28 protein-coding genes are annotated in these 25,165 nt (G+C 58.6%); 6 read left to right on the forward strand and 22 right to left on the reverse strand.

The features are described from left to right. The first annotated feature begins 22 nt into the window (after positions 1 to 22). The 3 genes from ACK2SD_RS12480 to ACK2SD_RS12490 all read left to right on the forward strand — a co-directional run bounded on the left by ACK2SD_RS12480 (position 23) and on the right by ACK2SD_RS12490 (position 1,786). The gene (locus ACK2SD_RS12480; protein WP_412459857.1) at positions 23 to 1,318 is read left to right on the forward strand and encodes an NAD(P)/FAD-dependent oxidoreductase; all 1,296 of its coding nucleotides are present in this window, start codon (positions 23 to 25) and stop codon (positions 1,316 to 1,318) included. 68 nt (positions 1,319 to 1,386) lie between these two features. Beyond that, positions 1,387 to 1,530 carry a hypothetical protein gene (locus ACK2SD_RS12485; protein ID WP_412459858.1) on the forward strand — a complete coding sequence of 48 codons (144 nt, stop codon included), beginning with the start codon at positions 1,387 to 1,389 and terminating at the stop codon, positions 1,528 to 1,530. A gap of 16 nt (positions 1,531 to 1,546) precedes the next feature. Continuing rightward, a complete protein-coding gene (locus ACK2SD_RS12490) occupies positions 1,547 to 1,786 on the forward strand; it encodes a co-regulatory protein PtrA N-terminal domain-containing protein (RefSeq protein ID WP_412459859.1) in 240 nt (79 codons plus the stop codon). 486 nt (positions 1,787 to 2,272) lie between these two features. Here the strand turns inward: ACK2SD_RS12490 and ACK2SD_RS12495 are convergent, their stop codons facing one another. Continuing rightward, positions 2,273 to 2,635 (reverse strand): winged helix-turn-helix transcriptional regulator, encoded by a 363-nt coding sequence (locus ACK2SD_RS12495; RefSeq protein WP_412459860.1) that lies wholly within the window; start codon positions 2,633 to 2,635, stop codon positions 2,273 to 2,275. Positions 2,636 to 2,776: 141 nt separating this feature from the next. Here ACK2SD_RS12495 and ACK2SD_RS12500 point away from each other — a divergent pair, with 141 nt between their 5' ends. The 3 genes from ACK2SD_RS12500 (at position 2,777) to ACK2SD_RS12510 (ending at position 4,299) form a co-directional block, all read left to right on the forward strand. Beyond that, positions 2,777 to 3,388 carry an NAD(P)-dependent oxidoreductase gene (locus tag ACK2SD_RS12500; RefSeq protein ID WP_412459861.1) on the forward strand — a complete coding sequence of 204 codons (612 nt, stop codon included), beginning with the start codon at positions 2,777 to 2,779 and terminating at the stop codon, positions 3,386 to 3,388. A gap of 11 nt (positions 3,389 to 3,399) precedes the next feature. Continuing rightward, on the forward strand, positions 3,400 to 3,867 hold the full coding sequence (locus ACK2SD_RS12505; protein WP_412459862.1) for an ester cyclase: 468 nt from the start codon (positions 3,400 to 3,402) through the stop codon (positions 3,865 to 3,867). A gap of 132 nt (positions 3,868 to 3,999) precedes the next feature. Next, positions 4,000 to 4,299 (forward strand): DUF2218 domain-containing protein, encoded by a 300-nt coding sequence (locus tag ACK2SD_RS12510; RefSeq protein ID WP_412459863.1) that lies wholly within the window; start codon positions 4,000 to 4,002, stop codon positions 4,297 to 4,299. Positions 4,300 to 4,412: 113 nt separating this feature from the next. Here ACK2SD_RS12510 and ACK2SD_RS12515 read toward each other — a convergent pair whose 3' ends face one another. The 21 genes from ACK2SD_RS12515 to ACK2SD_RS12615 all read right to left on the reverse strand — a co-directional run bounded on the left by ACK2SD_RS12515 (position 4,413) and on the right by ACK2SD_RS12615 (position 25,157). After that, entirely contained in the window at positions 4,413 to 5,534 is a 1,122-nt protein-coding gene (locus ACK2SD_RS12515; RefSeq protein ID WP_412459864.1) for an ABC transporter substrate-binding protein, read from the reverse strand. Positions 5,535 to 5,601: 67 nt separating this feature from the next. Continuing rightward, positions 5,602 to 7,557 (reverse strand): methyl-accepting chemotaxis protein, encoded by a 1,956-nt coding sequence (locus tag ACK2SD_RS12520; RefSeq protein ID WP_412459865.1) that lies wholly within the window; start codon positions 7,555 to 7,557, stop codon positions 5,602 to 5,604. 54 nt (positions 7,558 to 7,611) lie between these two features. Further along, positions 7,612 to 8,892 carry a hypothetical protein gene (locus tag ACK2SD_RS12525; RefSeq protein WP_412459866.1) on the reverse strand — a complete coding sequence of 427 codons (1,281 nt, stop codon included), beginning with the start codon at positions 8,890 to 8,892 and terminating at the stop codon, positions 7,612 to 7,614. Between the two features lie 341 nt (positions 8,893 to 9,233). Next, positions 9,234 to 9,806, reverse strand: a complete 573-nt coding sequence (locus tag ACK2SD_RS12530) for a flavin reductase family protein (protein WP_412459867.1) — start codon at positions 9,804 to 9,806, stop codon at positions 9,234 to 9,236. Next, entirely contained in the window at positions 9,803 to 11,269 is a 1,467-nt protein-coding gene (locus ACK2SD_RS12535) for a 4-hydroxyphenylacetate 3-hydroxylase family protein (protein WP_412459868.1), read from the reverse strand. The genes ACK2SD_RS12530 and ACK2SD_RS12535 overlap by 4 nt, the downstream gene beginning before the upstream one ends. 48 nt (positions 11,270 to 11,317) lie before the next feature. Beyond that, positions 11,318 to 11,713 carry a nuclear transport factor 2 family protein gene (locus ACK2SD_RS12540; protein ID WP_412459869.1) on the reverse strand — a complete coding sequence of 132 codons (396 nt, stop codon included), beginning with the start codon at positions 11,711 to 11,713 and terminating at the stop codon, positions 11,318 to 11,320. Between the two features lie 30 nt (positions 11,714 to 11,743). Continuing rightward, positions 11,744 to 12,154, reverse strand: a complete 411-nt coding sequence (locus tag ACK2SD_RS12545; RefSeq protein ID WP_412459870.1) for a cupin domain-containing protein — start codon at positions 12,152 to 12,154, stop codon at positions 11,744 to 11,746. Between the two features lie 131 nt (positions 12,155 to 12,285). Then, the gene (locus ACK2SD_RS12550) at positions 12,286 to 13,278 is read right to left on the reverse strand and encodes a LysR substrate-binding domain-containing protein (protein ID WP_412459871.1); all 993 of its coding nucleotides are present in this window, start codon (positions 13,276 to 13,278) and stop codon (positions 12,286 to 12,288) included. A gap of 30 nt (positions 13,279 to 13,308) precedes the next feature. Next, positions 13,309 to 14,709 (reverse strand): GMC oxidoreductase, encoded by a 1,401-nt coding sequence (locus ACK2SD_RS12555; RefSeq protein WP_412459872.1) that lies wholly within the window; start codon positions 14,707 to 14,709, stop codon positions 13,309 to 13,311. A 28-nt stretch (positions 14,710 to 14,737) separates the two neighbouring features. Further along, positions 14,738 to 15,118, reverse strand: coding sequence for a hypothetical protein (locus ACK2SD_RS12560; protein ID WP_412459873.1), 381 nt, complete (start codon positions 15,116 to 15,118; stop codon positions 14,738 to 14,740). 26 nt (positions 15,119 to 15,144) lie between these two features. Next, entirely contained in the window at positions 15,145 to 15,531 is a 387-nt protein-coding gene (locus ACK2SD_RS12565; RefSeq protein ID WP_412459874.1) for an ester cyclase, read from the reverse strand. Positions 15,532 to 15,542: 11 nt separating this feature from the next. Beyond that, positions 15,543 to 16,565 (reverse strand): ABC transporter permease, encoded by a 1,023-nt coding sequence (locus tag ACK2SD_RS12570; protein ID WP_412459875.1) that lies wholly within the window; start codon positions 16,563 to 16,565, stop codon positions 15,543 to 15,545. Further along, positions 16,558 to 18,150 (reverse strand): sugar ABC transporter ATP-binding protein, encoded by a 1,593-nt coding sequence (locus ACK2SD_RS12575; protein ID WP_412459876.1) that lies wholly within the window; start codon positions 18,148 to 18,150, stop codon positions 16,558 to 16,560. Before ACK2SD_RS12575 ends, ACK2SD_RS12570 begins: the two co-directional genes overlap by 8 nt. Before the next feature lie 67 nt (positions 18,151 to 18,217). Next, complete coding sequence (locus ACK2SD_RS12580; protein ID WP_412459877.1) at positions 18,218 to 18,802, reverse strand: carboxymuconolactone decarboxylase family protein; 585 nt, start codon at positions 18,800 to 18,802, stop codon at positions 18,218 to 18,220. Positions 18,803 to 18,845: 43 nt separating this feature from the next. Then, positions 18,846 to 19,931 carry a TMAO reductase system periplasmic protein TorT gene (torT, locus tag ACK2SD_RS12585; protein ID WP_412459878.1) on the reverse strand — a complete coding sequence of 362 codons (1,086 nt, stop codon included), beginning with the start codon at positions 19,929 to 19,931 and terminating at the stop codon, positions 18,846 to 18,848. Positions 19,932 to 20,002: 71 nt separating this feature from the next. Next, positions 20,003 to 20,287: a DUF1330 domain-containing protein gene (locus ACK2SD_RS12590; protein WP_412459879.1), complete on the reverse strand. Its 285-nt coding sequence runs from the start codon at positions 20,285 to 20,287 to the stop codon at positions 20,003 to 20,005. Positions 20,288 to 20,312: 25 nt separating this feature from the next. Beyond that, positions 20,313 to 21,842, reverse strand: coding sequence for an aldehyde dehydrogenase family protein (locus ACK2SD_RS12595; RefSeq protein ID WP_412459880.1), 1,530 nt, complete (start codon positions 21,840 to 21,842; stop codon positions 20,313 to 20,315). Between the two features lie 3 nt (positions 21,843 to 21,845). Then, positions 21,846 to 22,745, reverse strand: coding sequence for a fumarylacetoacetate hydrolase family protein (locus ACK2SD_RS12600; protein ID WP_412459881.1), 900 nt, complete (start codon positions 22,743 to 22,745; stop codon positions 21,846 to 21,848). Between the two features lies 1 nt (position 22,746). Then, entirely contained in the window at positions 22,747 to 23,145 is a 399-nt protein-coding gene (locus ACK2SD_RS12605) for a RidA family protein (protein ID WP_412459882.1), read from the reverse strand. Positions 23,146 to 23,185: 40 nt separating this feature from the next. After that, positions 23,186 to 24,151 carry a VOC family protein gene (locus ACK2SD_RS12610; protein WP_412459883.1) on the reverse strand — a complete coding sequence of 322 codons (966 nt, stop codon included), beginning with the start codon at positions 24,149 to 24,151 and terminating at the stop codon, positions 23,186 to 23,188. Positions 24,152 to 24,611: 460 nt separating this feature from the next. Further along, positions 24,612 to 25,157, reverse strand: coding sequence for a flavin reductase family protein (locus ACK2SD_RS12615; protein ID WP_412459884.1), 546 nt, complete (start codon positions 25,155 to 25,157; stop codon positions 24,612 to 24,614). Positions 25,158 to 25,165 lie beyond the last annotated feature (8 nt).

Here is a 25,165-nt window from a genome sequence, read left to right on the forward strand (position 1 = left end):
CCCATCGCCGCCGAGTAACGCCATGTCCCCTGCCATCGAGCCTGTCATCACTAGCCACCGCCAGCCGGCCGCGACCACCGTCGTGATCATCGGTGGCGGCATCATCGGCCTGACCGCCGCGCTGACCCTTGCCGAGCGCAACATCCCAGTGGTTGTGCTGGAAAAGGGCCGTATCGCTGGCGAGCAGTCTTCGCGCAACCTCGGCTGGGTGCGCAAGACCAACCGCCACGCCCATGACATACCGCTGGCCCTGGCGGCCGACCGGCTGTGGGCCGAGATGCCCCAACGGGTGGGTGGCGACGTGGGTTATCGCCAGGCAGGGATCATGTTCATCGGCCGCAATGATGCACAGATGGGTATGCATGAGGGCTGGCTCAAGAGTGTCGAACACCTGGGCCTGGACTCCCGCCTGCTGAGCAGCGACGAAATCGCCCGAATGGTTCCTGGCGGGCGCGGCGACTGGGCCGGTGGCATCTACACCGCTTCCGATGCCCGTGCAGAACCGACCCTGGCCGCCAGCGCCATCGCTCGTGCGGCGATGGCCAAGGGCGCGATCATCATCGAGCGTTGCGCAGTGCGCACCTTGCAAACCAGCGCCGGTCGCGTCAGCGGCGTGGTCACCGAGCAAGGCGAGATTCGCTGTGACCAAGTGCTGCTCGCAGGTGGCCTGTGGTCGCGCAAATTCCTCGGAAACCTCAAGATTGACCTGCCGACGCTGCCTTTAACCTGCTCGGTGCTGCGCACCGAGCCCATGAACGGTCCTACCGATATCGCCGTGGGCGCGCCGGACTTCTCGTTCCGCAAGCACAAAGACGGTGGATTCATCATTACCCAGCGCGGCAAGCTGGATGCGTTTCTCACCTGGGACCACGTGCTCTTGGGGTCGCGTTATCTGCCACAACTGCGGGCACAACGCGAATTCCTCAAGATCAGCTTTGGCAAATATTTTTTCAACGACCTCGCCTTGGCCAGGCGTTGGAAGGCGTCGGACGTCACCCCTTTTGAACGCATCCGCGTCCAGGACCCTCAAGCCAACACCAGCCTGAATGACGAGGCACTGCGCAATCTGAAAGCAGCCTGGCCAGTGTTTGAGCAGGCGCGTATCGCTTCCGCATGGGCAGGCACGATAGACGTCACGCCAGACTCCAACCCGGTGATCGGTGCCGTGCCGAGCCTCCCTGGGCTGACCCTTGCAACGGGCTTTTCCGGTCATGGCTTCGGCACCTCGCCTGCGGCGGGGCAGCTAGCAGCAGACTTGGTGGGGCAACATACGCCATTGATCGACCCTAGCCCCTATCGTTTCGAACGTTTTAACTGACCGTTTTGTGTTTAACCCATGCGTGCACTGAATGGCGGTGAGTCGCGTGCAGCTGACGGACCGCCCCCGTGAGCAAGACTAAGGGTGCGCGCACGCCTATCGAGGCAATGGCATTTTTCTATCAGGATTTTGTGACTCTTAATGTTCAGAAAATCTTGGCGACTGAAGATTGCTCTCGGCTGGATAACGCCCTGCCAGCCGCCTCATTTTAATCTCTTGGAGACTTTCATGCCCGCCCTGAAGATCGCATTAATGTCCTTGATCCTGCTTTCGTCAACCTCTGTGCTTGCTGAAGGTGGCTCTGACAGGCTGATACAGCGCAGCGAGGCGCTGGCCCAGCAGCGGCAGGAACAAACAATGCAATTGGCTACTGGCAAAGACCGACAGCCGACCGCTGAAAAGCATGACTCGCACGGTATGAACACTATCAAGGATACACCAGCAAAATCGAAGGTGAGTCAACGTTAGTTCGCCCCATTGCCGTCCCACACAGCAGTGCATTCAACACGAAAGACTGATTTTTATGCGTAGGATCAAACCTTTTATCGCTATAATCCGCTGCTGGCCGCCAGCAACAGTCGGGCGGCCGCCTCCGCCCTTCGTTGGCAACACTTATCGATTCCGGTACGACGGCTTTGCTGCGCAGGCTAGTTTCGTCTCTGCCGACACCCTGCACTTCCTGATGACCGAAGGCCAACTCAAGGGTTAGAAGGAGGGTCAAATATCAATACCGGGCAATCAGGCCTAGCGTTTACTTGATTTATTGGCAGGAACTTGCCAGCAGCTCACGTTGAATGAGACCGGGCCTCGTCGCTAGTCGCGTCGAGGCCTGTAACACTGCCCGCCGGTTTTCCAAGAGTGGCAGTACCCGCCGGAAGTACTGATTGACGTTCTGATCACTCGCATGAATCCATTGTTTCTCTTTGCATTCAGCCCTGCATTCAAAAAACTGGGCTAAGCAGGGCGGTAGGACTTGCGCGCACGGCGAATCTGGGCGTGGTTGACATCAGCCCAGCGCACCAGGGCATGCAATGGCTGGAGAAAGGAATTCCCAAGCTCAGTCAGTTGGTATTCGACACGCGGTGGGACCTCAGCAAACACACAACGCATCACAAAACCATCCATTTCCAAGCGTTTGAGGGTCCGGTATAGCATTTGTTTGGAAATGTCCTCGATTGTCCGACCTAGCTCGTTGAAACGCAGCGTACGCCCTTCCAGAGCCTCCAGTACCAGCAGGCTCCATTGATCGCCGATACGATCGAGCACATCGCGAATGGGACAAGGATGATCGAGAAGGTATTCGTTGGTATTAAGCATGCTCTTTCTCAGTTCCAGATTGGCTTGGTCAATGCCGTATGACCTGGTCACACGTGCCTGACTTCTTGTATCCCTACCATGATGAACGTAGCATCGTGGCGCATTAGTCTATAAACCATACCACCTGTCTGTGGAGTTGCCATGTCACATATTGCATTGATCGGAGCCTCCGGCGCAGCCGGATCGCGCATTCTCAAAGAGCTTTCTAATCGCGGTCATAGCATTACGGCAATCGCTCGCAATCCGGAACGGATCCCGAACCTGCCTGGAGTCACCACTGCGAGTGCAGATGCACGGGATGAAGATTCGCTGGCACGTGCCATCAGCGGTCATGATGTCGTCGTAAGTGCTGCAAAGTTTGTGTCTACCGAACCTGCAACACTCATCGAGGCAGTACGCCGTTCTGGCGTCAGTCGATACATAGTCGTAGGCGGTGCAGGTAGCCTGGAAATCGCTCCAGGTCAACGCTTGATTGACCAGCCCGGTTTTCCCGAAGCATACCGTCCCGAGGCTTCACGCGGCGCTGCCTTCCTGGACTTGCTCAAGCAAGAGGGACAATTGAACTGGACCTTCCTTTGCCCGTCGGCGGAATTTGTACCTGGGGAACGCACTGGCGTGTTTCGTATAGGGAAAGACAGCCTGCTGAGCAATGCAGAGGGTAGTCGCATCTCCTTCGAGGACTTCGCAGTCGCCTTGGTAGATGAAATAGAGCACCCCGCTCACGCTCGCCAGCGCTTTACGGTTGGTTATTGAGGGTACGAACCATGGTTCGCCAAATTCAAAAAACGCTGCTGTCGACCGCCCTTTTGTTCAGTTTTACCCAAGCCCATGCCGGTCCTGAACACCGCGACCTGACAGTGGAAGAAGCCAACCGTACGCTGGTTGTCGGCTTTTACGAACAATTCTTCAATCAGCACCAGGTCGAGCGAGCGGCCAAGGTGGTGGTTGATAATTATAAGCAGCACAATCCGGATGTCCCTGACGGTAAGACCCCCTTCGTCAATTACTTCGATGACTATTTCAAAAAAAATCCTCAGTCGCGGGCCCGCGTGGTTCGAAGTGCCACAGAGGGAGACCTGGTCTACTTGCATGTGCACTCCACCAGTGGCCCTCAAGATCGTGGTCAGGCTGTGCTTGATATTTTTCGGGTGAGGGATGGCAGGATTGTTGAGCACTGGGACGTCATTCAGGAGGTGCCTGAAAAGTCGGCCAATGACAACGGCATGTTTTAACTATTTGGCCGGTGCTTCGCGCGCCGGCCGATTGCTAAGGCCCGGTACGAACAGCGGGCATTGCCCAACCCGCATCTACCGCAGGGGGTACCATGATTTCAACGACAGTATTCTATTCGTGAGGAACTCGACATGCCGACTCTAAGTGCTACCGTACAGACCGATCAGCCAGAGCGCTACATACTCCGTCTTAGCAAGCATTGGGCCCACAAGTTTCCGGTCACGTTCGACAGTCAGCGTAGCCGAATCGATTTGGATGATTCGATATGCGAGTTAGTAGCCGAAGATGGCTCACTGCGAGTGATTCTCAAGACGCCAGAGGGTTCGGTTGACGAGTTACAGGCCGTGATTGCAGAACATTTGCAGCGATTCGCGCCACGTGACACGAAACTCATCTTTACGTGGTGTTCAACCCCAGAATCCGATGCTTAACATCACGTTTTTCAATTGAGCTGATTCATCACCGGTGGCCATTTCCACCGGCACTACCGGCGAGCCCAAGACTTGTGTCAGGGCTCGTCGGTATCTAAACACGTGAGTCAACGTTAATGTGGCAAGGCCCTTTCCGGGTGCAAGCCTGGGAAGCCCGGAGACGGGTCACCCTTGACCTCCGGCAGGTACAAGCCCACCTGTGCACGGAAGCGTTCCACTTCAGCCCGGTTAGCCAGAAATCGCCCGAAAGCCAGCGGATTCCCGTTGCTGTATTCCCAGATAGGCCTATACCCTTTCGGCGGGGCGACATCCGTGCGCACAGACCACATGTACCAGATGTTCTTCTGCGTATCGCGATCGAGCAGCCAGCTCAAATACAGCTTGGCCGCTTCTGGATGTTTGGAGCCTTTCAGTATGGCAGCCTGTTGAGGCCAGGCAACGAAGGGGTCGTGGTCTGGCAGGACAAAGCGTGAAACGCTCAATTTTGAAGGCACCAGCGCCCCGTCAGTAGAGAAGGTCACCCATGCTTCACCACTTTCCACCATGTCTGCAGGTGCCTGCGTGCCCCGGACATAAATAGGGTCTTGCTTGGCCAGCGCTGCAACATAGTCCCAACCGTATTTATCAACAGCCTGTTTCATCCAGAACAGTACAGCGTCATCGTCGGTCGGATAGGTCAATACGATCTTGCCTTTGAACTCTGGGCGCAAGTAGTCCTGTGCCTCACGCGGCCATTTTTTTGAGTCGGGCATAAGCTTGCTGTTGACCACATTTGAAAAAGCGTCAACGAAGACCCCCGTATAGGCGCCTTCGTTGTCCTTGAAGGGCTCATACACGTGGCTCCATCCCAAAGGTTTATAAGGAAGCAAGCGCCCTTCACTCTTCCAGCGCGGGAAGTTTTGTAGCGTTTGGATTTGCACCACGTCCGGTACCAAGGATTGCGTTGCTAGCTGATTGTCGATTCTGGCCTCGTGGTACTTGGAGTAATCCACTACCACGTCAAGCGTCACGCCGGGGAAGCGCGCCTCGAACGCAGATTTTATGCCATCCTGTTGCCCCGCTGTATCGCCGCCGGCATACACGATCAAACGTCCGCCCTCGTGCAGAGCAGCCTTGTAAATAGCGTCCAGGGAGCGCGACTCCTCCACAGTCGCCGATTGCGCAACGCATAGCCCGCTGATCGCAGCCAGCAAGGCGAGACTGCCCGCCTGCAGCAATGGTTTCAGTTTCATCATCAAAATGTACTCCCTGTATAAGGACACGGATTGGCTTCGTTTTGCTGCTCACCCCGCCAAGAGCGGTTCAAACTGAATCTAGATCGAATCGACGCACAAGGCCATTCAGATCGCTGGAGAAACGCTCCATCTCAGAAGATTGGACTTGGGCGACATCGGTGAGGCTCGCCAGCCGGATCCCATCATTCTGGATCTGAACAATGCTCTGATTGATCGACTCGACGGACGAATACTGTACCTCGGCCGCAGCTGCGATCTGCATGGTCATGTCTCGGATACTGTCTACCGACTCGCGGATGGCACTAAAGTGTTCACGCACCGCATTTATCTTGACCACGGACTGACGTGATACCTGAAGGCTGGCCAGCATCTGCTCTGACATCCGCATAGTGCGACTGGCAAGGCCACCGAGCATAGCATTGATCTCTTCGGTTGAGTCTGCGCTGCGTCTAGCCAGGGCGCGAACTTCGTCGGCAACCACGGCAAACCCACGCCCCTGTTCACCGGCGCGCGCGGCTTCGATTGCCGCGTTCAGCGCCAAGAGATTAGTTTGTTCGGCAATGGCGCGGATCGTGCTGAGAATTGATTGAATATTACTGCTTTCTACCTCAAGCTCGCGCATGGAATGCGTAGCTCGCTCAATCTCTTCGCTCAAATGATCGACCTCAAGCACTGCATCTTCGATATGACGCTGCCCGCTTTGTGCCTGGTTCTGACCGCGGTCGGCCGACACTGCTGCCTGACTGCACGAACTGGCCACCTCGTGAGCGGTAGCGACCATCTTATTGAACGCCGTGGAGACCATATCGACATTCTCTCGTTGCCTCAGGGCTATGCCTGCCATTTCCCTCGCACCCTGGCTTGAGACGCTAGCTGTGGTAAGAACCTGTGAAGCGGTGCCTGCAATCGTCTGGATGAGATCACGTATCGCGCCCGTGAAACGATTGAACCCTCGTGCGAGTATGGCCACTTCACTCTGTCCACTGACCTGCAGCTGCTGGCTCAGACGTCCTTCGCCCTCTGCTATCAACGTCAGTCCCGCAGCGACCTGTTCTATCGGCGATACGATGACTCTGGCAAACCATTGACCGAGCACTGCGAACAGCCCGGCCAGTAACAAAGCACCCAACAGCACAGCCCACGTGATGCGGTTGGCGTCGGCCATCACTTCATCGTATGGAATCAACCCGATGAAGCGCCAGCCGAGTTGCTCCGACGGCCAGACATTGGCCATGAAGTGCGTGCCATCCAATTCTACGTTAGCAAGTCCCTTGCCTGCAGAGAACAGTTGGGCGTACCCTGCGCCAAGGTCGGTCAATGGTTTGAGCGTGTGCTCGGGATGGCGTGGATCAGTCAGCACCTGTCCATCGTTATTGACCATGATCAGGTAGCCGTTCTCACCCAACTTGATCTTCTTCACCGTCTCGGTCATGCCGGCAAGAGAAACATCGACATTCACCACGCCAGTCGGCTCACCTTTGGCATCAGCAAATGTACTGCCCGTGCCAAGCAATGACACCTCATCGCGCTGCCAGTAGTAGGTACCCGTACGAATGACCTGTCCCGGCAAAGCCATTGCCTTGCTATACCACGGGCGCGATCGCGGATCGTAGTCAGCTAACTTGGGATCGGCGGGAGAAAACACTGCGCCGCCGTGGCGCGAGCCTAGATAGATGTAGGCGTACGCTGGATGAGAACGGCGGAAATCGTCGAAAAGCGCCTGAATGTCCTGTTCGACAGTTGACGGCGCCGTCGAAGGGGGCGTCGTGCCGGAATAGCTGATGAGGTTGTGGTCGACCCGTTTCAATAATGGATGGCCGGAGAGGTACCGAATGTTATCTTCGAAACCACTGAAGAATACCTGCAGCGTGTTATCGATCTGGCGGATCTCTCGTGAACTGTTCTCGACGAAGTCTTGTTCGGCCGCCTCGCGCAAGCCTGTTATGACCCAGCCTGAGAAGAACAGCACTGGAAGGCAGGCGATCAGGGCGAAGGCCAGCGTCAGCTTCAGCTTGATGCTCATGGTGTTCCTTTTCCTTGAACAGGCTTGCCGCAGGCAGCAAGCCTGTAGTCCTGATCAGAAGTAGAGGCCGACCATCAACTGCAAGTAGGTGTTCAAACCATCGCCGCCCAGCTGTGACCCACCCTCCCCGGCATCCTTCTTCGGTTTATAGAAGCCCACCATTGGCGCGATGTAGTAGTGTGCCGATGGCGTCCACTCTGCATACAGATCAAGCTCCCGCCCACTGAAATCATAGTTGGATGTGTCCAACGTCTTCAGGTCGAACACCTGCGCGCCCAACTTCACGGTCTCAGAGGCCTTGAGTTTGAGACCGACGTTTTGAATCGCGGCATTGGAATTGAATGCACCGGCGTAGTTGCCCGCCACTTCACCCTGAACCCAGGTGCCATAGCCGCGGTAGAAGCCACTGAACAAGGGATCGTACGTGCGCGAATACCGCGCATAGCGGTAACTGATCGTCGGCGACAGTGGCAGATCGGAGAACGTATAACCGCCTTCCGTGTAGCCCGCCGTGCCAGAATCACGTTTGTCCTGGTAGGTCAGCTCTGTGGACAGGAAGACATTGGGGTTTCCCGCGTTGGTCTTGTAGCGAACGCTGTACTGATTCAGGCCCTCGCGCTGCATCTGGCCGGGTGAAGCAATCTGATCGTTCACGTCCAGGCCATGCACGTACAGCAAACCGAGGGTACTTTGCTCGGAAACATGCTCGACATTGAGCAGCCCAAGGGATGTTTCAGCCTGGATTGGGTTCGCGGACTTGAGCCAGGCCAGGTCGGACCGCCAGCCCTGCGCACCACCCAGTCGCAGAATCGCCGTCTCACCGTAGGACTGGCGCAACCCGACGTAGTAGCCGCCCCCACGATTCAGACGCTCTCCTGCGCCCGCGCCCATGTTGAAACCGTCATTCTTGATGATGAATCCATCACCGATGACCAGCCCCTGGCGGCCGACTGAAAGGTCGATACCATCTTTGCCCAGCGCGGGGAAAAGATCGGCAGATTTCCAGCCGACGTAGGCCTCCTCCCAGTTGGTACGACGTTCACCTCCGATACTCCAGCCTGCCGGATCACCGTCGCCCCAGGTACCCGTGGTGATGCCTTTCAGGCTGCCATAGAGCAGACCCGAGTCGCCAAGCCCATAGCTGCCTTTGAAACCGTACTTGGTCGCAGCCTCCTGCCAACTCACGCGACCTGCTGTGCGATTGCCCAACGGGTTATAACTTTTTTTACTGGTGAATGCTCCCAGGTATGTGGTGATTTCAGCATTGAGCACGTCATCGCCTTGTGCATACAACTGATAGGCGTGTGCAGAATCGATGGACAAGGCTGCCATCATGGCGACGCCACCCGCGAAAGAGATCCGAATTATTCTTGTTGGACAGACTCGCACGCTCATTGTTATCTCCCCTACCGTGAATGGCAGGTAATTAATTATTGGAACGCGATACCCTGTGTCGCTCTCATCTCATGACAGCGTCACAAAACAGTCAAAGACCAGGGTGTACTCAGGGCTAACACAACCCTAGAGCGAGTATGCAAACAAGTAGAATCAATAAATAATGAATTAATCGCTGGAACCAATAACTTAATGAGTATTGTGTAATTACCGCTCACGCACAATCCCGCGCCTGATGAAACAGGCACGGGATTCTATGAAATGTCACCACTGAAAGATGGTCAACCTGAAAGTTGATCCACCGTACCAAAGACACCATCGAAATACATCAACGGCGCACGCTGATCGGCAACATGTATCTCGCGAATTTCACCGATCAGAATGGCGTGGGACGGCGTCACGAAGAACTCGGCGACCACGCAGTCGAATGAGACCAGTGCGTTTTCCAGCAACGGCGCGCCAGTATGTCCTGCCCGCCAGGTGCCTGCAGCGAAAGGGTCGTCCTGTTCACCGGAGAATTTGGCAAAAGCCTGGGCGATCTCCTGCTGGTCCCGCGCCAGAACGTTGATTGCCATACGCCGGCTATCAAGCAGCGCGCGGAAGGTACGGCCTGTCACGTTGACGCACGCCAGAATACGCGGCGGATCGGCTGACACCGAGCATACTGCCGTTGCCGTCAACCCGAAGCGCTCGCCCTGGTGCATGGTGGTGACTACATTCACCGCCCCAACCAGGCCACGCATGGCCTGGCGGAAGTGATCACGCGCGAACTCGGCGCTCAAATAATCGCTCGGCCCGTGATGTGCGGCCATTTCTGGACGCGCCACCCACGATGTGCTGCCCAGGATACTCACTTGCCAGCTCCGAGCGATGCTTCGAGCGAGATGTCCGACAGGATACCGTCAACCATCGCGGTGCTCGCATTCCAGTCATAGTTGCCAAAGCAACGCATGTGCTGAACGAAGGGTGGACCGGAGTAGAACATCTCGTATTGCGTGTGACGCGACCCGAACTCCGAGCCCAGCGCATCCCAGGCCAGTTTCATCAGTTTGACCCGGCCCAATGGGTCGGTCGCAGCCGAACGCTGGGTAGCTTCGATCATTTCAACGATTTCGGGGTTACCAAAGTCTTCGACCGATGAGGGCAACATGATCACGCCACCGCCGGCCAGGCCGCGGATGTCGTTGATGAATTGCGGGTACAGCGCCTGACCGGCCGAAGTGGCCGAGTACACCCGGGAGGCTTTAGGTACGTAGAACTCACCACGCTGGATTGGGTCAAGCATCATCGAACGGAAGTTACCCTCCACTGCCATTGCCTGACCCGCCAGACGCCCCAAGGTGTCCTGAACAGCCGGGAAGTTCACGGTGCCGGTGGTCTCGGTCAAGCGTCGCGCTACACCCAACAGGAACTGCAGCTTGACGCTGAAACGGGCCTGGCTTTGCAGGTTCATCATCTGCTCGGCCGCAGTCTGGTGGAACAGCGCGCCGCACAGTTCGGGACGGCGGTAAATGAATACCCGATCCCACGGAATCTTCACGTCTTCGAAATAGATCAGTGCGTCGTTTTCGTCGAAGCGCGTTGCCAGCGGATAATCGAACGCGGAACTGGCCGATTGTTCATAGGAACGACGCGACAGAATCTTCACGCCTTTCTGAGCGAGCGGTACGGCGAACGACAGTGCGTACATGTCGTCTTCCGGGCGCAATGGGTTTTGCACACCCACCAGGCACTCCTGGGCCAGTACGGCGGAGGTACCCAGCATCTTGGCACCGCGGACAGTGATGCCTTCGGCGTCCTCGTCCACCACGCCCAGAGAATGGTACTTGTTGCCTTGATCGCCGACATTTCGCGAGCGGTCGCCCTGCGGGTTGACGATGGTGTAAGTCAGTGCGAGATCGTTGTCCCTGGCATAGGCGTAATAATCTCGCAGCGCCTTGGCACGGGCCGGATCGTAGTTCTCCAGCAGCTCGATGCCAATCATCATGCCCACCAGTGCGGCAGGCACATGGTCGGGTGAACGCCCGACCCAACCGCCCGTGAGCCGGGCCCAGGCCTGGTGAGCCTCGCCACGACGCAGCAGATCTTCGGGGCTGCGAGGCAACTGCCAGGCGAGGTTGACCTGCTTGCCGTTGCCCGGCGAGCGGAAGGTCATGGTTTCCTGGTTTTGCGCCTGGTAGTCATACATGCCGGCAACCGTGCGGACAGCGTTATGGAACGCTGGATGATCGACATGGTTATCGATGCGCTCGCCGTTGATATAAACGGCGCGGCCGTCGCGAAGACTGGCTAGATAGTCGGAACCCGTACGGGACATGATCGCACTCCTGAATCATTGTTGTTGTTGGTGGTGTCGGACAGCCGCTCAAGCCTTGCTGGCAAATGCTTCGGCCATGGTGCCCGTATCGAAATAGTCGCGCAGACGGACGATCTTGCCGTCCTTGACGGTCCAGACCTGCACCCACTGCACAGTGAACTGCGCACCGTTGTGTTTGACGCGGGAGCGCTCCTGACCAATCACCACGACGCTGTCACCCTCCGCGATGAACTCGAGGGGTTCGAATGCCTCGACATCGAGCGAACTGCCCACGATCTCGAAGAACGCTCCCACGCCCTCAGCGCCGCGGTACTCGCCAGAGTGCGGGACCGTACTAGGCCCGTAGAAGCTGATATGCACGTCATCGGCAAACAACGCACCGGCCTGAGCGAACTGGCCACCGCCGGCATACTCATAAAAACGTTGAACGATTGCTTTGGACATACCTGATCCCTGCTGACAATCAATGACTCGTTATTGGGGTGAATCTTCGTTCGACAAGAATTCACCAATGGTTTCATCGGTATGGAATACCGGTTTCTCGTAATAATGCGGACCGTCATAGATTTCGATCAGCACTGAACGCTCATGCGCCACCGTCGGACCATGAGGGTGATCTTTCGGGTTCATGTAGAAGTGCCCAGGCTGCAGGCGGAGTTTGGAGTCGGTGTATTCGTAATCCCCCTCCAGGCAGTACATGAACTGGTTGGACGCATGGGAATGCTTTACCGGAATACGCCCGCCCTTCTCATATTCAAGGATTGCGATGCTGGCGCCGGTCGAAGGATGTTTCCAAAGAAAGTACTGGCGAAAACCGTATTCGGGAAACTCGATCCAACCTTCAGGATCCAGGTGGGCGGTGTGTATCAGTAGTTCGAGTGTCATGCTTGGCTCCAGGATAATCAACGAACGCCTAGGCCCGCGTTCATGTTTTCGAGTATCGAAGTCATGGAACTAAATAACCACTGAATAAACCAGACGCTGATATAACCGTCCGCTCATCTCGAGCCCCTTCGCTATAGCACGTGGCTGTCCTCGAACTCATCTTCAGGCTCGTCATAACACGGCACGTGCGGGCTCATGTGCGACGCCGCCGCTTCCAGACCCGTGATCAGTTGCCTGCACGCCTCATTGGGGGGACGATGCGCCAGCCAGAGCACGCCGACGGGACGTACCAGTCGAGGCAGCGACAGGCTCAAGGTGGCCAGTAGCCCTCGCTGCTCGTAATCGGAAGCGATGGAGCCGGAAAGAAATGCAATCGAATCGGTTTCGTGGATGAAGCTCTGGATGACGTTGGCAGACAATGTCTCGATATAGGTCGTTGGCAAGGGCACACCGTGCCGCCGGAACATCGCCAACAGCGGTACGTGCAGCAACGAGCCCGAAGGCGGTAATACCCAAGGAAACTCAGCCAGATCCTGCCAGGTCACCTGGCTGGCGCCAGCGAACGGGTGTTGCGGCCCGACCACGGCCACGGTGTTGTCCTCGGTCAGCACTTTTTCTTCCACATCCGCGCCCAGTCGCTTGGCGGGCAAAGTGCCGCAGATCAGATCGATGTCACCCGCGCGCAATTCCTGAAGCAAGACATCCAGCGAACCTTCGCGGATGAACACTGAAGTCGTTGGCGACTCTCGCTGCAGGATTGCCAGCGCTCTGGGGACGATCGAGCCGGCGGCGGCCGGCAGTGCACCGAGGTTGACCTTGCTGGTGCGCCCCGAGACCAGCGCCTGCAACTCTTCACCGGTGGTGCTGAGGTCGGCGAGGATCGAGCGCGCATGGCGAATCAGGCATTCCCCGTAAGGGGTTGGGCTCAAGCCCCGGCCGGTCCGTTCGAACAGCTTGAGGTCAAGGCCGTTCTGCAGCTCGTTGAGGGCCTTCGATACAGCGGGTTGAGTAACGTTGAGCAGTTCGGCGACCTTGGTCAGTTGGCCGAGATCGTCGATCGCCACAAGCAGTTGCAGATGCCGCGGCTTGAGGCCCGCACGGATGTACCAGTCCAGTTTTGCCATACGCGATTCTCTACCTGTCAGGCAGCAGTGTCAGCGCTGCGTCAAGTTCAGTATCCGATCGGCTGTGCGCAAGGCCGCAGCCACCAAGGTGAAGGTAGGGTTGGAACTGTTCGATGAACCCAACACGGCGTTACCGGCCACGAACACGTTGTCCATGTTCCACAGCTTTCCGTAGCGGTCGACCACACTGGTGCCGTCATTTTCCGGCCCCATGCGGCAAGAGCCCATCAAGTGTGCCGACCCGCCACTGCCGTAAAGCACGAAGCTGACACCGCGCAAGACATCACCTACCGCAGCCGACACCCGATAGTTCTCGGCCAGTGCCTGGCTGATTCGCAGAGTGTCGGCCGCCGAGTGGCGCAAGTCCACGCGGATCTGTGGGAGGCCAAATGCATCCTTGGCCTGGGGATCGAACCATAGGCGGTTGTCAGGGTTCTCGTCCATCGCCACGAACGTCGTGACGTCTGCCCCCTCTTCGTCTCGCGTCCCAGGTGCGGGGGTTTGCGGGAAACGGAACACTTCGGTCTGCCAGGGATGCTCTGCGGAATGCGGCACCCACACCGAGAAAATCGGGTCGCCCGCTGGCGCGCCCTGGAAGATCTCTGGCCGCAGCACCACCCGCGTAGACAGAATCGGATGGTCGAGCAAATTGCAGCCCAGAGCAGGCCCGGCATCGATACCTGAGGCATGGATGAGTTGCGCTGAAGCGAGGGTGCCGCTTGCGATCACCACGGTGTCGGCATGAATCACCACAGGCTCGCCGCCCTGGCGCGGAAACGCCACCACCCCCGACGCACGGCCGTTGACGTGCAGCACCTGACGCACTACATGGTCAGCCAGCACCTGTGGCAACACACCGTCTGCGGCCTGGGCCAGCAGATCGTCGCTGGAGGTGTACTTGAGTTTGCCGTCTACAGGCCGCGCGGCGATCGGCATCGGCTGCACTTCACGGCCTGCGGGCAATCCGCTGACGGCCGCCCGCGTCGCCGCCAGGATGCGCTCGGCGCGCACCCCGCCCTTGGCGATGTCGGGATCGACGTGCATCACCCTGCCCGCCTCGGTGAAGTAATCCATCCACTCTGCGTGGTCCATCCAGGCTGGCAGCTCAGATACATCAGGCGACGGTGCGTTCGAGCACCACAGCGAGAACGATCCCCCCACCCCATGACTGACCAGAAACCCTGGAAGACCCTCGACAGGTGTGGCGGACGAGCACGGGAAGACCCACTCGCTCATCACGGCCTTGGCGTAGTCGAGCATGCCAGCCTCGCTGACATCGAGGTTACGCGCATGCAAACCCGGCGTACCGAAACGTACCGGCCCGGCCTCAACCACCATTACCTGTTTGCCTGCCTGGCCCAGGCGGCCCGCCACCGTGGAACCGCCTGCCCCGGACCCCACCACGACGACATCGACTTGATAATTGCTCATTGTTCAATACTCCTTGGACGTGGAGGCATTACAGCCGGGCGCTGATGATCGCCAGCAGGCCACCGACCAGCGCAACGTGTTCGAAGAGGAAGATCTTATGGATCACCTGCTCCTGGGGATCGCTGTAAGTCCAATAGCGATGGAAGATGGCGTCGGCGCTGAGCACGAACACGATCAATACCCAGGCACCGATTAAAGCGGTCGATGGAATCAGCAACAGCACGCTTCCGCCCGCCAGCATGGCCAGGCCCAGCGCAATCAGCAGCGAAGCGCCTCGCTCGATGCCAACCCGTTTGAATTCTGAAAGTTGGAAGTTCCAACTCTGCGCATTGAAGACAGTGGCCCAGAGAAAGTAGGCAGCGATCGCCAGACGGCTGATCCAGTCAATGATCTCGGCTAGGTGCATCATGGAAAACTCCTGAGGGTTGGCAGATTTCAGAACATGGAATTGTTATTGGCTGATACTGCAGGCACCGCCTGGATCACATCCCAGTGCTCGACGATGCGTCCGTTCTCCAGGCGGAAGAAGTCCATCACCGCATCACCGGCAACGTCCTTGTCGGATTTCCAGTGCAAGTGCACCGCCACCTGATCCTCTTCGGCAATCATTCTTTTTATATGCAAAGAAGAGTGCGGGTACTGCTTGAAAAACCCATGGAAGAACGTGGCGAACCCGTGCACGCCGTCACCAACCTGGGGATTGTGCTGGCGGTAGTGCGTCCCGACGTAACGCGCGATCGCTCCGTCCACGTCATGCTCATTGAAGACCTGCTCAAGAAACGCTCGCACGACCTGTTTGTTGCGCTGAAGAACCACTGACATTGCCGCTCTCCTCAGCATGTCCAGCGCAGACGCAATTGGTCGGCCACCAGGGAAAGAATCAGCACGATGCCGAGTACGATCTGCTGGACATAGGACTCGACCCTGATCAGATCCATGCCATTGGTGAGGATGGTGATGAACAGAGCGCCCAGCAGCACGTCGCGCACCTTGCCGATGCCTCCGAACAGCGACACCCCGCCGATGACGCAGGCAGCGATGGCTTGAAGGCCGAAGGTCGAGCCGTTGAGGGCTTCGGCCGAGCCGGTCCGGGCGAGGAACAGCACGCCAACCACCGACGCCAGCAGCCCAGCCAGCACATAGGCGAGGAACAGTTGACGCTTGGTGGCGATACCCGACAGTTGCGCGGCCCTCAGGTTGGCGCCTACGGCATAGAAATACCGCCCGGTGGTGGTGCGGTTGAGCAGTACCCAGATGGCGACGAACAGTACCAGGGTGATCAGCACCGGTGGAGTCATGCCCAGAATCCGCCCGTAACCCAGGGCCTGCATGAATTCATCGGGAATGCCGGTGACCGGCAGGCCACTGGTCAGACTCAGCGACACCCCGACCAGGCTGGTCATGGTGCCCAGGGTCATCATGAAGGGCGACACCTTCAGCACCGAGACGCCAATGCCATTGATGGCGCCCACCAGCATGCCGGCCAGCAGGCCACCGACGACCGAAAGCGTGATGACCCAGCCAATCGAATCGGGGTACTGCTCAAGCAGGTAAAGCATCAGCGAGGCACTCACGACCCCGACGAAGCCGATGATGGAACCGACCGAAAGGTCGAGCCCAGCAGTCAGGATCACCAGCATCTGCCCCATGGCGACGATGATCAGGAAGGTGGACACGCGCATGACGTTGGACAGGTTGTCCAGCGACAGGAACCGCGGTTCGTTGACGGCAAAATAGACCAAGGTGATGCACAGCAGCAGCGGCAGGATGCCGAGGTTGACGAACAGACGCTTGGCCGCGTTGCCGATGCTGACGGCGCGCGCCGGGGTCGGGGTGTGCTGGGTAACGTTAATCATGACTCGACTCCAGGTGCGCAGGACGTTGGGTGCCGAAGAAGCCGTGCAAGGCACGCGACTCGTTGATCTCGGCTTTTTCCATGTGATCGACGATGCGGCCATCCCTGACGACATACAGGCGGTGGCTCAGGTTGAGGACTTCAGGCAGGTCTGAACTGATCACCACGATCGCGTTGCCGGCCTCGGCCAGTGCTTTGATGCAGGCATACACCTCGACGCGTGCCGAGACGTCGATGCCGACGGTGGGCTCGTCGAAGATGATGACGCGGGTATCACGCGACAACGCTTTGGCGATCAGTACCTTCTGTTGGTTGCCGCCCGAATAACGACCGACATGCCCGTCAAGCGCCAGAGGGCGCACACGCATGCGCTCGCCAAGTTCCTTGGCCGTGCGCCGCTCGCTGCCCATCCGCAGCCAGTGGCCGGCCCGCGACAACCCGCCCAGATGAAGCGCCGGCAGGGTGATGTTTTCCCGGGTCGGACGCAGGAGCATCAGCCCTTCGTTGCGTCGGTCCGAGGTGATGTACACCAGACCCCGATCGAGCATGCTGCGAGGACACGGACGCATACTCGGCTTGCCGCCGACCTGCACCTGTCCGGCGCCGATGGGCAACAGGCCGAAGACCGCGCGACCGATTTCGGACTTGCCGCAGCCCACCAGCCCGGCCAGGCCGACCACTTCGCCCGCATGCACTTGTAGATCGATGTCATGGATGCTGCCGTCGCTGCTGCTGATGCCCTCGAGCGAAAGCAGTCGGGCGCCAGGCTTGTTGGCGATTTCCGGGTAAAACGCCTCGAACTTGCGCCCGGTCATCAACTGCACCAGTTGCTCTTCGTTCACCGCCGCCGTTTCGACGGTCTCGATGAACTGGCCGTCGCGCATGACGGTGATGCGGTCGGAAATTCGATAGATCTCTTTGATGCGGTGGGTGATGTAGATGATGCTGACGCCTTGTTGGCGCAGGTTATCGACCAGTTCGAACAACGCTTCTGTTTCTTTCTCCGAGAGCGATGCAGTCGGCTCGTCAAGAATCAACAGTTTAGGCTCGGTCAGCAGCGCCTTGGCCATTTCGACCATCTGCTGCTGCGCCCGGGAAAGGCGGCTCACCGCAATGTCGAGGTCCAGGTCGAAACCGAAACGACTCAAGGCAGCACGTACGCGCTGGCGGCGCTCTGCCAGATCGATGAAGATGCCCCACCTCGGTTCAGCACCGAGCAGGATGTTCTCTTCGACGCTCAACGTCGGCGCCAGGCTGAACTCCTGGAACATCGCGGCGATGCCATGTCGGCGAGCGTCCTGAACGTCACGAAGTGTCAGCGGCTGTGCATCGAGCCACATCTCTCCACGATCAGGCTGTAACGCTCCGGCGATCATGTTGATCAGTGTCGATTTGCCTGCGCCGTTCTCGCCGAACAGCACATGCACTTCCCCACGTCGCAGGGAAAACGACATATTGTTCAGGGCCTGAACCGCACCAAAGCGTTTACTCAGCCCTTCCACACGAAAGAGCGTGGCGGATTCGGTCGCCAACGACGCAGCGTCGGACTGTGCATAGCGACCGTCATTGACAAGGGCATGGATCACAGATTGTCTCCCAGCTCTCACGCGCCCGGCGCTGGCCGGGCGGTGGATTATTGTTGTTGTCAGCTAGTCAGTGACCTGGCTTCCAGCCGACCGGCTGAATGTTTGCCTTGGCCCATTCGTGGGGGATGTCTTCCAGACGGGTGCCGATGATCTCGTTCCACTTGTTGAGAAACGCCATGTAGCAGATCAGCGTGGTGATGAAGATCACCTGCTCATCGCTGAAGAAGCGCTTCAAGTCGTTGACATCCTGGTCAGTGACCTCGCCCGGGATTCGTGCGGCATGACGACACAGGCGCAACAACGCACGCTCGCGCTCGTCGTAAAGCGGCGAAGTCTCGTAGGCGTGGATCGCCAGAATCTTCTCGAGGGGCAGACCCAGCTCTGGCGCACCGCACGCGCAGTGCGCCGCGCTGTAGTGCGACTGGGAAAACTGACTGAACGCGAAGGTGACCAGACGACGTACGGCATCTTCGACGGTGGTCGGATACCAGGCCGCTTCGCTCATGGCATCGACAGCCTTGAGCAGCAGTGGCGCACGGCCCATGGTGAAGAAACTGTTCGGTACATAGCCGATCGAATCGATCATGCCTTGGAAGGCACTTTCGAATTCCGGCAGATCTTTACGTTCAAGCGGCAGAATACGAGGTGGCATGGCGTGAGTCCTCTTGCTCTAGGTGGATGTGTCGGGCGAGCGCTCAGTCGACCTTCAGTTGCGGCTTCCAGCCACGTGGAGCGAAAGCTGCCTCGCTGAGCTGATCGACGTTGCTCTTGTCCATCATCTGTACGGCCGGGATGGCATCACGGATCTGCAGCTTGTTCTCCAGGCTGCGTACCGCCATGTCCACGGCAATTCGGTTGATCGAGACCGAGTTCTCTACCACCACGCCTTGCACGTCACCGTTGCGGATAGGACGCAGCAAATCCGCGGTGATGAAGGTGGCATACAGGCCGATCTGACCGACCTTCCCGCGCTCGCGCAGCGCATTGAGCGCCGCCTCGACCGTGGTTCCCATGCCGACGATGTATTTGATGTTCGGGTAGGTAACCAAAACGTTCTCGACCAGCGGCTGTTGGTCGAGTCGGCTGCTCTGGCCGTAGATGACCTTTTCCAGACGCACATCGGAACCTGCAATGGCGTCCTTGAAGCCGATCACGGTGTCCTCGGACCACGACACCCCTGCCGGCCCGGGCATGAGCACCACCGGGGTGGCGCCTGAGCCGGCAGGATGCTTGGCAGCCAGCGCTTTGCCGACCAGTTGGCCAACCTCCTTGTAGGTGACCACCACCCGTGCATCGGTAGGGGTATCGACGCCGGTGTTGAGGTCGACCACCTTGATGCCCTTGGCGCGGGCCTGTTCGATCTTCTGGTTCATGCCGCTGGGCGACACCGAGAACATCAGAATGGCCTGGGCGCCGAGCGTCACGCAGTTGTCGAACTGCGCCTGCTGCTTGTCGATGTTGGCGTAGCCGCCAGCATCGTAGATGGTGAGCTGGGCACCGAGTTTCTTGGCCTGGTCAACGGTGCCATAGATGTAGGCACGCAGGATGTCGTTGGTGGTATGCGGGAACAGTGCGCACAGATTCCACTTGCGCGAAACGTCGGATGGCTTGAGCAGTTCGTAGCTAGCAGGAGTGCCTTTGAAGGGCTCGGACGCTCGTTCCCTGGGAGGGTCCATGGCCAGCACCGAGATGCTGCTGACGTCTGCGGCGTGCAGCGCGGTACTGCTCAAGACGCTGAATAAAGCGCCAACGCAGAGACTGACCTTGATCTTGTTATGCATGCTGTTCCCCTGTTGTTTTGATTGGTTTGGGTACTACTGGCAGTGGCATCCCTGCTTATGCGCGCAAGCGCTCAGACATCGAGCACGATGAATACAAAATCGCCCGCTTCCTCCCGCAGCCCTTCAAGCGTCTGGTACTGCGCCGAATCGAACCAAGCCCGACACGCGGCCGAATCCGGGAAGGTGAACAGTGCTGTTCGAGGATGCGGGTGATACCCGAGCAACACCACGGTCTGTTCACCAACCCCGATGTACTTGCCACCGTGCTGCACTACCGACGGGGTCGAGCGCTCGATGTACTCGGTGAGCTTGTCCCGATTCTTGACGGTGCCAAACGCTACAAAGTATGCGGTCATGATCTATAGGGCTCCTGGGCCGGACTTAGTCGTTGAGCAGATGCTTCCATGGGGTATCGCTGCCCCAGTTGATGCAAACGCTTTGTCGACGCATGTAACCCTTCCAGGCGTCGGAGCCTGCAGTGCGACCGCCGCCGGTTTCTTTCTCACCGCCAAACGCCGCGCCGACATCCGCCCCGGTGGTGCCCATGTTGACTTTGGCGATACCGCAGTCGCTGCCGGCCGCAGAAAGGAAGCGTTCGATATTGCCCAGATTGCTGCTGTGGATGCCCGAGGCCAAGCCCTGCACCACGCCGTTGTGCAACTCGATCGCCTGCTCGAGATCGTCGTAGTCGATCACGTAGATTAGCGGGGCGAAGGTCTCTTCCTGCACGCAATGCCACTCGTTGCGTGCGTGGGTGATGATGGTCGGCTCGACGAAATAGCCGGGGCAGTCCATGCGCTTTCCACCAAAGGCGATCTGCCCGCCCTGGGACACGGCTTCGGCGACCGAGCGCTCGAAATGCTCTGCCGCAGCGCGATCGACCAGCGGCCCTACCAGATTGCCGGCCACCGCCGGGTCACCGACCTTGATGCGGCCATAAGCCTTCTTGAGCAGTTCCACCAGTTCGGCGCGAATGCTGCTGTGTGCGATGACACGCCGAGTGCTGGTGCAGCGCTGCCCCGAGGTTCCGACGGCGCCGAACGCGATCGCGGCTGCGGCTAGCTTGAGGTCAGCCGTCTCATCGACGATGCAGCCGTTGTTGCCCGAGCACTCCAGCAAGCTGCGGCGTCCCAGCGTCGAGCCGACGATCTGCGCGACTTTGCGACCCACCGTGCTGGAGCCGGTGAAGGAGATCAGCGCCACGCGAGTGTCCCGCACCAGGCGCTCGGCAATGTCGTTGTCCTGCGGAATGACCAGTGAGAACACGCCTGGTTGATCGAGCTCTTTCATCGCGATGTCGCACAGATGCTGCAAGGCCAGCGCCGTCAGCGGCACCTTCGGGCTCGGCTTCCAGATCACTGTGTTGCCACCGATCACCGAGAGGAAACCGTTCTGCGCCCACACCGCAGCCGGGAAGTTATAGGCAGAGATAATCCCTACCACTCCCAGGGGCAACCATTGGTCGTACATGCGGTGGTTTGTCCGCTGCGACTGTTGGGTAAAGCCATAGAGCATGCGTGACTGGCCAGCGGCCAGTGTCGCCATGTCGATGACCTCACGGACTTCGCCCATCGCTTCGGCCAGCGACTTGCCCGTTTCCAGGGCCACCACCGCAGCCAGTGCGCCATGGTGCTGCTTGCACAGCTCGCCGATACGCGATACCAGTTCTCCACGACGCGGTGCCGGGACCATGCGCCAGCGGCGCTGAGCGGCATGGGCCGTGGCGGTCACCCGCTCCAGGTCTTCGGCAGTGGCCGCGATGACCTGAGCAATGCGTTCTTCCGTTGCGGGGTTGGTCACATCGAAGGACTGCCCAGCTGAGGATGACCAGCCGTTTTCACTGTCATGCGCACCCGGATTGATCGACTGCAGAGACAACTCGGTGAAGACACTGTTTTGATTGATAGTCATGATTCACTCACAGCTCAACGAAACAAGGCGGTTGGAAGGGGTCGCAGCGCTCAAGCTGGCCAGCACAAGATTGCTCAGGCTGCCGATGCCCTGGATACGACTTTCGATAAGATCGCCATCGGCGAGGAACAACGCAGGCTCGCGGGCGGCACCAATACCGTCGGGCGTGCCGGTGAGGATCACGTCGCCGGGCTCCAGGGTCATGCCCCGGGACAGCTCAGCGATCAATCGCGCGACGCTGAAGATCTGATTGGCGGTCGTGTCACGCTGCATGACCTGGCCGTTGACACGGCATTCGATGGTCAGCGCCTGTGGGTCGTGCAACTGGTCAACGGTGACCAGTACCGGGCCCAGCGGGCAGGTGCCATCCAGGCTCTTGCCCTTGAACCACTGCGCACCGTGGGCACGTTGCAGGTCGCGAGCGCTGATGTCGTTGGCGACGGTGTAGCCATAAACATGGGACAGGGCATCAGCCTCATCGATGTCGCGCCCTCCCCGGCCGATGACCACCGCCAGTTCGACCTCCCAGTCCAGCTTGCTGGTCAAGCCTGCGTGCAGAGGCAGGTCATCGCTGGCAGCCGCGACCGTACCGGTGGCCTTGCTGAAGAAGGTTGGTATCTCAGGCAAGGTTTCAGGACCTTGGCCCTCGCGCTTGCCGATGCTTTCGTCGAAGTGCTTGCGGTAGTTCCAACCCACGCACATCACGTTGCGCCGCGGGTTGATGACCGGCAGAACACGTACCTGCTCAAGGCTCAGCAACGACGCTTGGGGGTCTGGTATCGCGCGCTCTGGCAGCGCAATCAGCTCCTGCAGCTCGCTCACGCCAAGCAGCGGCCGGATGCGGTCATTTTCGACCAAGCCCAAGCGGCGCCTCTGCTGGTATTCGAAGGCGATCAGCTTCATGTCACTGTCCGCTCCCGATCACTGCCACCGCTTCGATCTCGAGTTTGATCGCAGGAGTGGCCAGCGCGCTGACCTCAACCAGGCTGCAGGCTGGGAAGTCACCGCTGAAGTAGCGCTTGCGAATGTCCCAGATGAGTGTGTTGCGAGTGATGTCGGTGACGAAAATGGTCATCTTCACAACGTCGTTCATCTGGGCGCCGGCCGCGTCGAGAAGCGCTTTCATCTTTTCGAAAACGATGGTGGCCTGCTCGCTTTCATCGGAACCTTCGATGGTCTTGCCATCTTTGGCGCGAGAGGTCAGGCCCGAGACGTAGAGGGTTTCACCGACCTTGATACAGTTGCTCCACATGCCAGGAGCGGGCTCTGCAACGAGCGGAGTGGTGATAGCGATCTTTTTCATGCTTGTACTTCCAGGAAGAGACTGAGGGGAGCAGCCGATATCAGGTGAAGAAGTCGGCTGGGGGCGGCATGCCCCACTGGGTGGTTTCCTCTGCGGTCACGGCGTGATAACCAGGGCGGTGGCTGCCATCGACGACATCCCCGTCGGTGTAGTGCTCGACACGAAAACCGAATGGATCGAGCCAATAGTCGTAGATCTGGCTACCCAGCAGATGACGGCCTATGCCACAGACCAGGCGGGCGCCGCGTGCTTCCAAGTAATCGTGCGCACTGGCCAGCGCATCGAAGTCCTCGACCTCGAAGGAACAGTGGTGGACACCGGTCTCGCCTGCGCCGATTACGAACAGGCAGTGGTGATCCACCAGCTCATCGCCGCGATCGCAGCGCAAAAAGGTGGCAAGGGAGTGCGTCGAACCTTTTTCCTTGACCAGATAGTCGGAGGGAATCATGCCCAGTCGACGATCGAGCCAAGCAACCATTTGGTCATGATCCTTGACGCGCAATACAAAATGCCCAAGTCGCAAAACACTTCCAGGCTCGCGCTTGATACGCACACTGGCATTGATACGAGGTTTGCTGCCGGCCATGTTGAGCTGACGGTGTTGCGTAGAGATCGGAGTCACAGGGCTGGCCTGCTGGCCATGGAATGCGGTGATCTCGAAACCTTCGGGGGCTGCCATCCGGACCTGCACGCCCCCACCAGGGGCATCGCTGACCTCGACCGGCCCTGAGTCTGGGAGCCCCGCCAAAGCCTGCAGATCTTCCAGGCGGTCCATGCGGAAACCGGCACCCACGAACCGGCATGAATTGCCCAGTCGCGCTTCATAGAGATACGCGTCGCTGCCGGTCCCCCGCATGAATAAGCGCTCATCGTTCATCGAGACCAGCGTCAGGCCGAAATCTTCAAGAAAACGTTGCGCCGTGTGCAAGTCGGTTACTTGATAAACCACATAACTCAGGGCAGACGCCGTGGCGATACGAGTGGCTGCGAACGCGTCGTTCAACATCGTTTTAACCTACTGAAAGTTGTATTTATTCTTATGCTTTTACCCGCTGCGTTGGGCAGATCGTGGCAAGCGCTTCTTGAAGTCGAGTATTGGTGACCGTCACAGAAATTAAAAATGAAAACTTTCTCTTGAGATATAACCCAATGTTTATATCTTGGGCCACTCAACTGCAGCAGTCACTTGACGGGTTGTCTCGATCTCTACCCGCCCGGCGCCGCTCAAGCACAACGCCGATACGCGCCCTGTGAGAGAGCAGGGTGTACTACGCCACCCGGCGCGATTAGTTACTTTCACCCAGGGTTCAGCACCCCCTATGCCCTGAGGGTTGCTCGTCCTCCCTTGCGCACTTCAGAGAGGGGCGCAAAAAGGCCGCAGGGTGTTTCTCCCTGCGGCCGATGCGCGTCATGTTTAGCGCGCGCCACCCCTTTGGTCGAGGCGCAGTGCCGGCGCTGTCCAGTCGTTAGCGCGCCGCTGAGAATGTCAAAAATTCGCCGTTTTGATAGATCAGCGGGGTAGTTGGACGCTCTTGGTAAGCGATATGACGTATCTCTCCCACAATTAACGCGTGGGTTGGCATGACAAACATCTCGGCTACCGCACAATCGAATGATACCAAGGCGGCGCGCAGCACCGGCGCTCCGGTTGCCGCATGGGTCCAGTGCTCGGCATCGAACGTTTTCTCGACCCGTCCGGCAAACGCGTTAGCCAACGTCAATTGCTCTGCGTGTAGAACGTTGATTGCCAGAGACCTGCTCTTGCAGATGGCCTGGTAGGTACGTCCCGCCAGGTTGATACAGCACAGGACTCGCGGCGGATCTGCTGACAACGAACAGACTGCGGTCGCGGTCAGGCCGCACGGGCCGCTGTCGTCCTGACTGGTAACCAGGGTTACCGCGCCTGCGAGTTGACGCATCGCCAGTCGAAAGCCGTCTATACCGGGCTGTTGGTCATCTCTTCCATCCAGTGCGAGGCCACCAAACCAAGGGCGCAGAGGAACACCACTCATTTGTCTCA

This window comes from Pseudomonas sp. SC11 (genome assembly GCF_047039205.1).
In the GTDB taxonomy this organism is placed as follows: domain Bacteria; phylum Pseudomonadota; class Gammaproteobacteria; order Pseudomonadales; family Pseudomonadaceae; genus Aquipseudomonas; species Aquipseudomonas boreofloridensis.